The sequence below is a fragment of the Micromonospora sp. NPDC049060 genome (assembly GCF_040649055.1).
Taxonomy (GTDB): Bacteria; Actinomycetota; Actinomycetes; order Mycobacteriales; family Micromonosporaceae; genus Micromonospora; species Micromonospora reichwaldensis.
In genome coordinates this window covers 72,692-85,282 of record NZ_JBEZEV010000005.1, presented here as the reverse complement: position 1 = coordinate 85,282, position 12,591 = coordinate 72,692, and the positions used below count along the sequence as shown (strand labels likewise).

Annotated in this window: 12 protein-coding genes and 1 tRNA gene; 10 read left to right on the top strand and 3 right to left on the bottom strand. The window is 70.2% G+C overall.

The features are described from left to right. Window positions 1–110: 110 nt before the first annotated feature. The 3 genes from AB0B83_RS04095 to AB0B83_RS04085 form a co-directional block, all read right to left on the bottom strand. Window positions 111–368: a Txe/YoeB family addiction module toxin gene (locus AB0B83_RS04095; protein WP_357576896.1), complete on the bottom strand. Its 258-nt coding sequence runs from the start codon at window positions 366–368 to the stop codon at window positions 111–113. Further along, a complete protein-coding gene (locus AB0B83_RS04090) occupies window positions 365–640 on the bottom strand; it encodes a type II toxin-antitoxin system prevent-host-death family antitoxin (protein WP_357576895.1) in 276 nt (91 codons plus the stop codon). The genes AB0B83_RS04095 and AB0B83_RS04090 overlap by 4 nt, the downstream gene beginning before the upstream one ends. Before the next feature lie 148 nt (window positions 641–788). After that, a tRNA-Lys gene (locus AB0B83_RS04085) sits at window positions 789–860 on the bottom strand. A 468-nt stretch (window positions 861–1,328) separates the two neighbouring features. Between AB0B83_RS04085 and AB0B83_RS04080 the strand changes: the two genes are divergently transcribed. From AB0B83_RS04080 to AB0B83_RS04035, 10 genes are all read left to right on the top strand, one after another. After that, window positions 1,329–2,528: an ROK family transcriptional regulator gene (locus AB0B83_RS04080; protein WP_357576894.1), complete on the top strand. Its 1,200-nt coding sequence runs from the start codon at window positions 1,329–1,331 to the stop codon at window positions 2,526–2,528. 73 nt (window positions 2,529–2,601) lie between these two features. Beyond that, a complete protein-coding gene (locus AB0B83_RS04075; RefSeq protein ID WP_357576893.1) occupies window positions 2,602–4,122 on the top strand; it encodes an ABC transporter substrate-binding protein in 1,521 nt (506 codons plus the stop codon). An 81-nt stretch (window positions 4,123–4,203) separates the two neighbouring features. Next, a complete protein-coding gene (locus AB0B83_RS04070) occupies window positions 4,204–5,145 on the top strand; it encodes an ABC transporter permease (protein ID WP_357576892.1) in 942 nt (313 codons plus the stop codon). Beyond that, window positions 5,142–6,929, top strand: a complete 1,788-nt coding sequence (locus tag AB0B83_RS04065) for a dipeptide/oligopeptide/nickel ABC transporter permease/ATP-binding protein (RefSeq protein WP_357576891.1) — start codon at window positions 5,142–5,144, stop codon at window positions 6,927–6,929. The genes AB0B83_RS04070 and AB0B83_RS04065 overlap by 4 nt, the downstream gene beginning before the upstream one ends. Further along, a complete protein-coding gene (locus tag AB0B83_RS04060; RefSeq protein ID WP_357576890.1) occupies window positions 6,926–7,768 on the top strand; it encodes an ATP-binding cassette domain-containing protein in 843 nt (280 codons plus the stop codon). The genes AB0B83_RS04065 and AB0B83_RS04060 overlap by 4 nt, the downstream gene beginning before the upstream one ends. A 34-nt stretch (window positions 7,769–7,802) precedes the next feature. Continuing rightward, on the top strand, window positions 7,803–8,690 hold the full coding sequence (locus AB0B83_RS04055) for a sugar phosphate isomerase/epimerase family protein (RefSeq protein WP_357576889.1): 888 nt from the start codon (window positions 7,803–7,805) through the stop codon (window positions 8,688–8,690). Further along, complete coding sequence (locus AB0B83_RS04050; protein WP_357576888.1) at window positions 8,687–9,748, top strand: Gfo/Idh/MocA family oxidoreductase; 1,062 nt, start codon at window positions 8,687–8,689, stop codon at window positions 9,746–9,748. The genes AB0B83_RS04055 and AB0B83_RS04050 overlap by 4 nt, the downstream gene beginning before the upstream one ends. Before the next feature lies 1 nt (window position 9,749). Beyond that, complete coding sequence (locus AB0B83_RS04045) at window positions 9,750–10,853, top strand: Gfo/Idh/MocA family oxidoreductase (RefSeq protein WP_357576887.1); 1,104 nt, start codon at window positions 9,750–9,752, stop codon at window positions 10,851–10,853. Between the two features lie 256 nt (window positions 10,854–11,109). After that, window positions 11,110–11,406, top strand: a complete 297-nt coding sequence (locus tag AB0B83_RS04040) for a hypothetical protein (protein ID WP_357576886.1) — start codon at window positions 11,110–11,112, stop codon at window positions 11,404–11,406. A gap of 79 nt (window positions 11,407–11,485) precedes the next feature. Beyond that, the gene (locus tag AB0B83_RS04035; protein WP_357576885.1) at window positions 11,486–12,568 is read left to right on the top strand and encodes an NAD-dependent epimerase/dehydratase family protein; all 1,083 of its coding nucleotides are present in this window, start codon (window positions 11,486–11,488) and stop codon (window positions 12,566–12,568) included. Window positions 12,569–12,591 lie beyond the last annotated feature (23 nt).

Genomic DNA, 12,591 nt, shown 5'->3' with positions numbered 1-12,591 from the left:
AAACCGTAGGGCGGATCAAGCTCGTCAATCCAGTGCAGCGTGGTTACGGCGGGTTGGCGTGTCGGTACCCGGCGCTACTTTGGCTCTCATCAAGCACGCCAGCCCGGTCGCTACCGGTCGCCGTAGTGGTACCGGCAGGCGATGATCTCGACGTCGTCCTTGGTGATCCGATACACCAGCCGGTGCTCGCGATCGATCCGGCGGGACCGGAAGCCGGACAGCTCTCCCCGCAGGGGTTCCGGCTTGCCGATGCCCTCGTATCCGTTGCGCATCACGTCCGCGATGAGGTCGTTGACGCGTTTGACCAGATTCCGGTCGGTGTGGCTGAGGTACTGGTTCCAGGCCGTCGCGGTGAAGACCAGCCTCACGCGACGTCCCGCACGGTGGCCGGTTCGATCAGGTCCCGCTCGGCCGCGTCGCCTTCCTCAAGCTCCGCGATGGAGCGGCGCAGGGCTGCGGCGTTGGCCGGGTTGCGAAGGAGGTACTCGGTCTCCTTCATCGCCTCGTACTCCGCAAGCGGCACGATGACCACCGGTTCGTGGCCCGACCGGGTCACCACCACTTCCTCCGCGTCGTTGATGACGCTGTCGAGTTCGGCGGCCAGGTTCTGTCGTAGCTGGGTGAAGTTGACGGTCCGCATGACCACCTCCGGGGTAAGTACAGAAAACTGTACCTCGGATGGGCTCGACCCTGGCGATGGATCCACGGGTGCTGCTGCACATCGCTGCTGTGCCGGCCCGGAGCACGGCAACAGCGGCCCCGAAAAGGGCCGCTGACCTGCATAGGAGTGGGCCGCCAGGGACTCGAACCCTGAACCTATGGATTAAAAGTCCACAGCTCTGCCATTGAGCTAGCGGCCCGCGCGCTCAGGTTACCGGAAGGCGGCCGGTTGCGACTCTCGGCTTTCGTGCCGTAGGCGGAACCGGCAGCTCAGGTGAGGAACGCCCGTCCATGACGGCGCTTCCGGGCGTACGGGAGGAATCAGGCCGGGCGGCGCGGAGGGTGCCGGAAGGTCAACTGCCCGGCCTTCGGGGGCCTTTGATCTTGGGAGCCCGGGGCCGGTCGCGGTCCGGCGGTCGATCCCGAAGAAGGCTGGCGGGCCTCCGGTCGGACCTTATCGGAGAGCCGGCGCCCATGGTGTCCCTCCTCGTCGCCGTGTCGGCTCGCCAGCGTGCCGCCGGGCCCGTTCGGCGCCGTGGTCAGCGGCTCTACCAGGGGTGTTAACTGGCTGAAGCTGGCGCAAAAAGCGGGCCATGGGAATGTAACAACTTGGGAACAAGGCGAGCCGCGTTCTTGTCCGCAGTTTGTTAGCCGCCTGTACTAACCGGGTGACCTGCATTGATGAGACGGGAACCACACCGCCGGAGCCCCAGGGCCGCGCGGTGGGGACCCTGCGGCGAGACCGGGTTCCGGCCCGGGTCCGCTCCGGCGAGAAGGTGCTCCCGGAGCAGGCCCGCGTGCACAACCGCGAGTTGCTGCTGCGCACGCTCTACCGGGAAGGGCCGCACAGCCGGGCGGATCTGGCGCGACGCACAGGGCTGACGAGGGTCTCGGTCTCGGACGTCGTGAGCGACCTCCTCGCGGACGACCTCGTGGTCGAGGTCGGTACGCGGGCGGGGACGCGGCCCGGGAAGCCGGCCATGATGCTCGAGTTCAACGAGCGCGCCTACCAGGCGATCGCCGTCGACCTGAGCCACTCGACGCTCTACCGGGGGGCCGTGCTCGACCTCGGCGGATCGGTGGTGGCTCGTCAGCAGGTCGAGAACGAGGGCAGCACCGGAGCCGACGCGTTGGCGAAGGTCGTCGGTCTCGTCGGGGCGTTGCGCGAACAGGTGACGGCGCCGCTGCTCGGCATCGGCATCGGCACCCCGGGGATCGTGGACCTCGGCGGCGTCGTCCTCAGCGCACCCAACCTGGGGTGGAAGGACCTCAACCTCCGGTCGGTGCTGACCGAGCAGTTCGGCTGTCCCGTGGTCGTGTCGAACGACGCCAACGCCACCGCGCTCGCCGAGCGCAGTTACGGCGAGAGCGCGGCCGACACCCTCCTCGTGCGGGTCGGTGTCGGCGTGGGGGCGGGTCTGCTGCTCGGCGGCACGCCCGTCCTGGGCAGCAGGTTCGCGGCCGGCGAGATCGGCCACGTGGTCGTGGACACCGGCAGCGAGCGGGCCTGTGTCTGCGGAAAGTTCGGCTGCCTCGAGACCTGGCTGTCGACCCGGCGCATCCAGGAAGACCTCTCGGAAGCCCGTACCGACGCGGAGCACACCCGGGTCCTCGCCGCCGCGGGCGAGGCGCTTGGTTCGGTGCTGGCCCCGATCGTGGCCGCCATCAACGTCTCGGAAATCGTCCTCAGCGGGCCGCACCGGGTGCTGGAAGGACCGCTGGCCGCCGCGGCGATGGAAACCATCCGGCAGCGCGCCCTGACAGAGGTGCACGGCGACATCGTCCTGCGGCTCTCGGAGCTCGGCGACGACATCGTCCTGCGCGGCGCGACCGCCATGGTCATGAGCCAACAACTCGGGATCGCCTGATCCGCTGATCCGATCCCCGTCACTCATAGCGACGCCGACCGGCGCTGGCTTTGCAGCAATAGAAGGGAACACGGTGCAACTGACACGCACGCTGACGGCAGCGTTTGCCGTAGTCGCTCTCGCCCTCGCCGGTTGTAGCGGTGGCGGGCAGGCGAATGAAGCAGGCTCGTCCCAGCTCGTCCTGGGCAACAACGGCGACCTGCTGACCTGGGACCCCGCTGAGATGAAGGAAGGCGCGGTCATCCACTACGCGGAGGCCGTCTACGACCCGCTGCTCCGCAAGACGGCCGAGTCGAAGATCGAGGGCAACCTGGCCACCTCGTACGAGTACAACGCCGACCTCACCGAGCTCACCCTGAAGCTGCGCGACGGTGTCACCTTCAGTGACGGCGCGGCCTTCGACGCCGACGTGGTGAAGGTCAACCTCGAGGCGCGCAAGAAGGGGGCGGGCAGCGCCTCCGAGGGGGCCCGGGCGATCGAGCGCGTCGAGGTCGTGGACAAGGCCACGGCGCGCCTGCACCTCAGCGAGCCCAGCCCCGGCCTCCTGGCGGCCCTGGCGACGTACACGGGGTACATGGTGAGCCCCACGGCGCTCAGCGCGGGCAACATCGCCTCGAACCCGGTGGGCTCCGGGCCCTACACGTACGACGCGGGCGCCTCCGAGAAGGGCGTCAAGTACACGTTCAAGGCGCGCGACGGCTACTGGAACCGCGAGGCGTTCCCCTTCGAGAACGTCGTGATCCGCCCGTACGAGGAGTTCACCGCCCGGTACAACGCGCTCGCCACCGGCCAGATCCAGTTCATGTACGGCACCCCCGACATGGTGCCGAAGGCCAAGACCGACGGGCTCACCGTCAAGACGGTGCCCGGCGAGTGGCAGGGCATCATCCTCCAGGACCGCGCCGGCAAGGCGTCGGCGGCACTCGGCGACGTGCGGGTGCGGCAGGCGATCAACCACGCGCTCGACCGCAAGGCCATCCTCGAGACCCACTACGGCGGGTTCGGCCAGGTCTCCACGCAGACCTTCAACCCGGCCAGCGAGGCGTGGGTGCCGGAGCTGAACGCGCGCTACCCGTACGACCCGGCGAAGGCGCGCGAGTTGCTTGCCTCGGCGGGCTACGGCAGCGGCTTCAAGATCAAGGTTTCGTACAGCGAGGGCTTCATGTCCCCGCTGGTGCCGATCGTCGCCCAGTACCTGGGCGACGTGGGCATCACTGTCGAGCAGGTGCCGGTCAACGGCTTCGCCAACGGCGGCCTGGAGACCCTGAAGGGCCAGCCGGCCTTCATGCTCTCGTTCTCCACGAACATCCCGGCGTGGACGGACGTGCTGAACAAGCTCACCCCGACGTCGCTGTGGAACAACTTCAAGTACACCGACGAGACCGTCACCCGGCTGCTCAAGGAGATCCCGGCCGCGCAGGGTGACAAGCAGGCCGCCCTCTACAAGGAGCTGAACACCCACCTCGTCGAGCAGGCCTGGTTCGCGCCGATCGTCACGCAGGAGAACGTCTACCTGTTCAAGTCGGACATCGACGTGACCATGCAGCAGGCGCAGCTCATGCCGAGCCTCCGCTTCTTCGCCCCGGCGAAGTAACAGTCGATCGACCCCGGATGGGCCGGGCAACCGGCCGGCCCATCCGGTGGATCACTACAGCTCATCTAGGAGGTAGCAGGCATGCTGGGCTTCATCGGTCGGCGGTTGGCCACGGGCCTGCTGCTGGCGTTCTCCGTCGTGACGGGGATGTTCTTCTTCCTCATGCTCACCGGCTCCGATCCGGCCCGGGGCGCGCTCGGCCTCTACGCGACGGAGGAACAGGTCGCGGTCAAGCGGGAGCAGCTCGGGCTCGACCGGCCGCTCGTCGAGCAGTACCTGAGCTGGCTGGGCGGGGTCGTACGCGGTGACCTGGGGGTCTCGTCCGCGCAGAACACCGACGTGAGCGAGCTCATCGTGACGCGGCTGCCAGTCACCGTCTCCCTCGCGTTGGGCGCCGTCCTGGTGGCCGCGGTCCTCGGCATCGTGCTCGGGCTGCTCGCGGCGACCCGTCCCGGGACGTTCGACCGCGTACTCCAGGTGTTCATGGTGTTCGGCTTCAGCCTTCCGAACTTCTGGGTCGCGATCATCCTGGCCCTGGTCTTCGCCGTGCAGCTGGGCTGGTTCCCCGCCACGGGCTACGTGCACCTGAACGACTCACCCAGCGGTTGGCTCTGGTCCATCACCCTGCCGATCGTCGCGCTGTCGATCGGTTCGATCGCCGCCATCGCCCAGCAACTGCGGAACTCCGTGATCACCGTCAACAGCCAGGACTACGTCCGTACGCTGCGCAGCCGGGGCCTCTCGCAGCGCGAGATCCTGCTCACCCACGTCCTGCGCAACGCGGCTCCGCCGGCGCTGACGATGCTCTCCCTCCAGTTCATCGCGGCGATGAGCGGCGCCGCCATCATCGAGCGCGTGTTCGGCCTCCAGGGCATCGGCGCCGTCGCCATCAACGCCTCGGGCAACAGCGACATCCCCGTCATCATGGGCGTCCTGCTCTTCACCGTGCTCGTCGTCGTACTCGTCAATCTCGCGGTCGACATCCTCTACGCCGCACTGAACCCGAAGGTACGGAACGCATGAGCGCCGACGTGACGCCCCGCGCGGGCCTGACAGCCAGGAGATTCCGCTCCTTCCTGCGTAACCCGATGGGCGTGGTGGCGGGCGGCGTCCTGCTGGCCATCGTCGCGGCGAGCCTGCTCGCGCCGCTGCTCGCCCCGCAGGACCCGAACCTGGTGGTGCTCTCGGAGGCGCTCCGGCCGCCGAGCGGCGACCATCCGCTCGGCACGGACGGCAACGGGCGCGACATCCTCAGCCGCCTGCTGTGGGGCGGCCGGGTGAGCCTCCAGGCGGGCGCGATCATGGTTGCCGTCGCCCTCCTGTGCGGGATTCCCGCAGGTCTGCTCGCGGGCTACCGCGCGAAGCGGTTCGACGGGGTGTCGAGCTGGATCTTCAACATGCTGATGTCCCTGCCGGAGATCCTCATCATCATCGTGGTGATCGCCTCCCTCGGCAGCGGCCTCGCCCCGACGATGATCACCCTTGGCGTGCTGGCGTCGCCGGACATCTTCCGGCTGACCCGGAGCGCCGTGATCGCGGTGCGCGAGGAGCTCTACCTCGACGCCGCCCGCGTCGCGGGGCTGTCCGACCTGCGCATCATCTTCCGCCACGTGCTCTCCGTGGTGCTGGGGCCGGTCCTCGTGCGGTCCTCATTCATCTTCGGCATGGCGATCATCGTCCAGTCCGGCCTGGAGTTCCTCGGCTTCGGCGACCCGCAGCGCCCCAGCTGGGGTGGCGAGCTCAGCAACGCCTTCCAGAACTTCCACCGCGCGCCCGAGCTGGTCATCGCGCCCGGCGTCGCCATCGGCCTCACGGTCATGGCACTCGTGCTCTTCGGCACGGCCCTGGCGGATTCGCTGGGGGTCAGCCGCAAACCCAAGGCCAAGCGCGCCGCGCGGTCCGTCGGCCGGGACGACACGACGGTCGTCCAGGGCGAAGCCGAAGCCGACCGTACGCCCGCGACCGCACTCCCCGCGGACACCCTGCTCCGCGTCGAGGACCTGTCGGTGCGGTACGTGGCCGAGGACGGAGCCGCCAAGGACGTGGTGCGGGGCGTGTCGCTGCACGTCGCGCGGGGAGAGGTGCTCGGCCTGGTCGGGGAGTCCGGCTCCGGGAAGTCCCAGACGTCCTTCGCGATCCTCGGACTCCTGCCACCCGACGCCTCCGTGTCCGCCCGGCACCTCTCCCTCGACGGGCGGTCCCTGATCGGGCTGCGCGAGGGCGAGTTGCAGAAGCTGCGCGGGCCGCAGATGGCCTACGTGCCGCAGGAGCCGATGTCCAACCTGGACCCGTCCTTCACCGTCGGCGCCCAGCTGACGAAGCCGATGCGGCGCAAGCTCAACCTCTCCAAGAAGGCCGCGCACGAGCGGGCCCTGCACCTGCTCGAACGCGTCGGCATTCCCGATCCCGCCCGCACGCTCGCCGCCTACCCCCATCAGCTCAGCGGCGGAATGGCACAGCGGGTGCTCATCGCGGGCGCCGTCTCCTGCGATCCCGAGCTGCTCATCGCGGACGAGCCGACCACCGCCCTCGACGTCACGGTCCAGGTGGAGGTGCTCGAACTCCTCCGCGACCTGCAACGCGAGCGCAACATGGGCCTCATCCTCGTCACCCACAACCTGGGTGTGGTCGCCGACCTCTGCGACCGGGTCGCGGTGATGCGGGACGGCCTCGTCGTCGAGCAGCAACCCGTCGCCGAACTCTTCGCCAACCCGCAGCACGAGTACACCCGCATGCTCTTGGACGCGACCCTGGAGGACGCCCCTCCCCGCCGGTCGCGCGACGACCTTCAGGAGGTGCAGTCATGAGCACCCGCAACGATTCCGACGCCCCACTGCTCGACGTCCGCGACGTCAACGTCGTCTATCGCGGGGCCCGGTGGCGCAGTCCGTCCTTCCACGCGCTGCACGACGTCTCGATGCAGATCCGGGCGGGAGAGACGGTCGGCCTGGTCGGCGAGTCCGGCTCGGGAAAGACGACCCTGGGCCGCGCGCTCCTGGGGCTCGCCCCGATCAGCGCCGGCACTGTCACGTTCGACGGCGCCGACATCACCCACGCGAACCGGCGCGCCCGCCGGGCCCTGAGCCGGGACATCCAGGTCGTCTTCCAGGACCCGTACTCGTCGCTCAACCCGGCGATGTCCGTGGAGAGCATCCTCGCCGAGCCGCTCAGGGCGCAGGGGGTGCCCGGGGCCGAAGCCTCCGCGCGGATCGGTCAGCTGCTGGGCCAGATCGGCCTGGAAGCCGACGCCGGGCGCCGGTACCCGCGCGAGTTCTCCGGCGGGCAACGGCAGCGCATCGCCATCGCCCGCGCCCTCGCGCTGAAGCCCCGACTCATCGTCTGCGACGAACCGGTCAGCGCCCTCGACCTCTCCACCCAGGCACGCATCCTCGACCTGCTCATCGACATCCAGGAGCAGACCGGCGTCGCGTACCTCTTCATCTCCCACGACCTGTCGGTGGTCCGCTACATCTGCCACCGGGTCGCGGTCATGCTCAAGGGCCGCATCGTGGAGACCGGTGACGGTGACACCGTCACGTCACGACCGCGCCATGCGTACACGAACCGGCTGCTCATGGCGTCGCCCATCCCCGACCCGGCGCGGCAGGCGGAACGACGCCGCCAGTACGCCGCGCTCTCCTCCTGACCCCTCCAACCGCAACCGACCGAAGGAAGTACCCGTGCAGTTCGGCTTCAGCTCCTACTCCTTCTACCAGCACCTGCGCACCAACCGGATGAGCCTCCTCGAGGTCATCGACTGGATCGGCGCCAGCGACGCCACCCACATGGAGATCGCGACGGTGTCGCTCTCCCCGGAGATCTCCAACGACACCTCCACCCTCGACCAGGACCCCGGGTTCGTCCAGGAGATCAAGACCCGCGCGGCGGACCAGGGCGTCACCCTGTCCAACCTCGTCGTCCCGGCCGACCTTCTCGGCGCGGACGCGGAGAAGAGCATGCAGCGGGTCAAGCGGCACATCGAGGTGGCGGCCGCGCTGGACATCAAGCTCTTCCGCCACGATGTCGCCAAGTGGGCCCACCGGGCGAAGGACATCGCCGAGTTCGAGGCGCTGCTGCCCCGGATGGTGGAGGCGTGCAAGGAGATCGCCCAGTACGCCGCCCCGTACGGCATCACCACCAGCGTGGAGAACCACGGGCTGCTGATGAACGGCGGTGAGCGCGTACGCCGGCTCATCCACCTCGTCGACGAGCCGAACTTCAAGACGACCCTCGACGTCGGCAACTTCATGTCGGTCGACGACAACCCGGTGGTGTCGGTCGCCGAGAACGCCCCGTACGCCAGCATCGTGCACCTGAAGGACTTCTACGTCCGCTCGCAGTACCCCGGCGAGGGCTGGCACCACACCCCCGGCGGCAACTACCTGCTCGGCTCCATCGTCGGCTACGGCGACCTCGACATGCGCAGGATCGTGCGAGGCATCGTCGACGCCGGCTACGACGGCTTCGTGTCCATCGAGTTCGAGGGCATCGAGGAGTGCCTGATGGCCAACCCGATCGGTCTGGCCAACGCGAAGCGGCTCTTCGCCGAGGCGGAGGCGGCGAAGTGAGCCGGCTCGGCGTGGGCGTGATCGGCGTCGGGAGCATCGCGGAGATGCACCTGGGCGCGTACGCCGCCAACCCGGACGTCCACCTCGTCGGGGTGTTCGACGTCAACCAGGAACGGAGCGCGCAGAAGGCCGAGACCTTCGGCGTGACCCGCGTGCACCCGACGCTCGACAGCCTGCTCGCCGACCCCGAGATCGACGCGGTGAGCATCTGCACGTGGAACGACAGCCACGCGGAGATCGCCACGGCGGCGCTCGACGCCGGCAAGCACGTGCTGGTGGAGAAGCCGTTGAGCCGTACGGCCGGCGAGGCCGAGGCGCTCGTCGAGGCCGTCGAGCGCAGCGGCAGGCACCTGGAGGTCGGCTTCGTCCGGCGCTTCGGCGCGAACGCCAAGGTCCTCAAGTCGTTCGTCGACGCCGGGCTGCTGGGCGACGTCTACCACGCGCGCGCGACGAACATCCGACGGCTCGGCAACCCCGGTGGCTGGTTCGCGGACCACAAGCGGTCCGGCGGGGGACCGCTCATCGACATCGGCGTGCACGTGCTGGACCTCTGCTGGTACTTCATGGGCACCCCGAAGGCCGTCACGGTCAGCGCGGTCACCCACACCCGGCTGGGCAACCGGGCCAACGTCACGTCGCTGTCGCGGTACAAGGTCGCGGACTACGACCCGACCCAGAGCGACGTCGAGGACTTCGCCACGGCCCTCATCCGGTTCGACAACGGGGCGTCCCTGACGTTGGAGACCAGCTACTCCCTGCACGCCCTCGAGGACCGCCTCGAAGTGGCGGTCTTCGGCGAGCGCGGTGGCGCGGAACTCGAACCGAAGCTCCGGATCGCCACCGAGATGCACGACACCGTCCTCAACGTGGGCCCCCAGATCGACCACCTCAGCTTCGACTTCGCCGAGGGGTTCGCCAACGAGATCGCGCACTTCGTCTCGCTGTGCCTGGGAGAGGCCGAGCAGGTGGCCCCCGTCTCCCACGGCACGGAGGTCATGCGCATGCTCGACGGGATCTACGAGTCGGCGCGGGCCGGCCACGAGATCAGGCTTTCCTGACGTGGTCCACGACGGGGGGTCCGTGCGGGTGGGGGTCGTGGGGTGCGGAAACGTCAGTTCCCGCTATCTGGCCAACCTCGCCGGGGACCCGGCGGTCACCGTCGTCGCCTGCGCCGACGCCGACCCGGCGCGCGCGCGGGCGCTCGGCGCTGCCCACGCGGTGCCGGAGGTGCACCCGGTCGACGCCCTGTTGACCCATCCGGACGTCGACCTGGTCCTCAACCTGACCCCACCCAGGGCGCACGCCGAGGTGACCCTGCGCGCCCTGAAGCACGGCAAGCACGTCTACACGGAGAAGCCCCTGGCGACCACCATGGCCGACGGGCACCGCATCGTCGAGGCCGCCCGGGCGCGGTCGTTGCAGGTCGGCACCGCGCCGGACACCTTCCTGGGCGTCGGGGCGCAGACCTGCGCGGCGCTGATCGCCGACGGCGCGATCGGCACCCCGACCTCGGTGAACGCCGCCATGATGAACGCCGGGCCGGAACGGTTCCACCCCGAGCCGGAGTTCCTCTACCAGGAGGGCGCCGGACCCCTGTTCGACATCGGTCCGTACTACCTCACGGTGCTGACCGAACTCATGGGTTCCGTCGTGCGGGTGGGGGCGCTGGGCGCGACCGCGCGTACCGAACGCGTCGTGTTGGCCGGACCCCGCGCGGGGTCGACCTTCAGCGTGCAGACACCCACCCACATCAACAGCGTCCTGGAGTTCGCCAGCGGGGCCATGGGCATGCTGGTGACGAGCTTCGACGTCGTGGCGACGCGTACGCCGCACCTTGAGATCCACGGCACCGAGGGCACGATCGTCGCGGCGCAGGCCAACTCGTGGGGCGGCCCCGTGCTGCTCAGGGCAGCGGGCGGCACCGACTTCGTCGAGGTGCTCCCCGGCCCGCGCGACTCCGACGGATTCATGGGGATGGGCCTGGTCGAGATGGCCAGGGCCATCCTGGCGGGGCGGCCCGCGCTGGCCGCGGCGACCCGGGGGCTCCACGTCCTCGAGGTGCTCACGGCCATCGCCGGCGCCGCCCGCTCCGGCGGAGGCTTCACGACGATCAGTTCGAGGCTGGAGACCCCCGGTCGACGTGACACGGGTGTCGTCGGGTGAGGGCCGGCCGAGCGCAGGCAACCGCCGCCGGAGACGCCGGCCCGTCGTGGGCGGGCGTCTCCGGGCGTACGAAATGAGGCAGGCCCGGTACGGGCGGACGGCGACCCAGATAGCGCCGATCATGCAGTCGTGGTGCCCCGCAAAAGTGGTAGACACCCCCATTCCGCCCACCACAACTGCATGATCGACCCGGTGGGGGCGGGTGGTGGAGGCAGGCATGGCGGGGGCAGCGTCGGGGAACCGTGTCCGTATGAGGATGAGCAGTGTTCCGGCCGTGGCGGCCTCCAGTGAGGGGGCGGGGCCGGACGGGGTGCGGGAACCGGCCGGCGAGGTGCACGCCTGGCTGCCGGGGCAGAACCAGACCGTCTGCGGGCTCCCGCTCAGCCGGACCCGGCTGCGCCGCTTCCCGCACGTGCGGTTCGAGTACGCCTCGACGGACGTGCTCACCGAGGCGGACCCCGTCGGCCGGATCTGCCCGCGCTGCCTCGCCGCCTCGCAGGGCCGCCGCCGGGGCGGGCAGAAGAACTGGGTACGCCACTCGCCCCGCCCCTGACGGGCGCGCCGCTCGCCGTACTCCCGAACGGTGGCCGTGACCGGCGATTGAGCCGGGGCTGACCGGGTACGGGGCGGGCATGCGGATCGTGGTGGTGGGGGCGACCGGCAACGCGGGCACCGCCCTGTTGCGCCGGCTGCGGCGGGAACGCGGAGTGGAACTCGCCGGGGTGGCCCGCCGGCTGCCCGGGCCGGACTGCGGCGAGCCGTACGACCAGGTGGAGTGGCACTCCTGCGACGTCGGCCTGCCCGGCGCTGCCGACCAGCTCGCCGAGGTCTTCGCCGGCGCCGACGCGGTGGTGCACCTGGCCTGGCAGATCCAGCCCAGCCACGACCAGCGCGTGCTGCACCGGACCAACGTGGGCGGCAGCGCGGCAGTGATCGACGCCGTGGTCCGCGCCGGCGTGCCGGCCCTGGTGTACGCGTCGTCGGTCGGCGTCTACGCGTCCGGCCCGAAGGACCACCCGATCTCCGAGCGCTGGCCGGCGACCGGGGTGCCCGGCTCGTCGTACAGCCGGGACAAGGCCGAGGTGGAGGCGCTGCTCGACCGGGCCGAGCGGGAGCACCCGGAGCTGCGGGTGGTGCGGCTGCGGCCCGGCCTGAACTTCCAGCGGGCGGCGGCCACCGAGATCACCCGCTACTTCCTCGGCCCGCTCGCGCCCGTCCGGCTGCTGCGCTTCGGCCGGATCCCGCTGGTGCCGACGAACCCGCGGCTGCGGATGCAGGCGGTGCACACCGACGACGTCGCCGACGCGTACGCCCGGGCGGTCCTGGGTGACGCGCGCGGCGCGTTCAACGTCGCCGCGGACCCGGTGCTGACCCCGGAGCTGGTGGCCCGGCACTTCCACGGCTGGACGGTGCCCGTCGCCGCCCCGGTGCTGCGCGTCGCCGCCGCCCTGACCTGGCGGGCGCGGCTGCAACCGATCGACGCCGGCTGGGTGGAGCTGGCGCTGCACGCGCCGCTGATGTCGAGCGAGCGCGCCGAGACGGAGCTGGGCTGGCATCCGCGACACGACGCGCTCAGCGCGCTGAAGGAACTCTTCGCCGGCATGGCCGACCGGGCGCACACCGCCAGCCCGCCGATGTCGGCGGCGCGCCACCTCCCGGGCCGCCCCACCGCCCTGCTCCGCGGTCGCGCCGCCGGCCACGGCAACCCCTACTGACACGTCCACCCGCCGGAGGCGGG

Coding starts and splice junctions, on each gene's coding strand:
- AB0B83_RS04090 (WP_357576895.1), bottom strand. CDS start 640: ATGCGGACCGTCAACTTCACCCAGCTACGACAGAACCTGGCCGCCGAA.
- AB0B83_RS04070 (WP_357576892.1), top strand. CDS start 4,204: ATGCTGGGCTTCATCGGTCGGCGGTTGGCCACGGGCCTGCTGCTGGCG.
- AB0B83_RS04065 (WP_357576891.1), top strand. CDS start 5,142: ATGAGCGCCGACGTGACGCCCCGCGCGGGCCTGACAGCCAGGAGATTC.
- AB0B83_RS04060 (WP_357576890.1), top strand. CDS start 6,926: ATGAGCACCCGCAACGATTCCGACGCCCCACTGCTCGACGTCCGCGAC.
- AB0B83_RS04040 (WP_357576886.1), top strand. CDS start 11,110: ATGAGCAGTGTTCCGGCCGTGGCGGCCTCCAGTGAGGGGGCGGGGCCG.
- AB0B83_RS04035 (WP_357576885.1), top strand. CDS start 11,486: ATGCGGATCGTGGTGGTGGGGGCGACCGGCAACGCGGGCACCGCCCTG.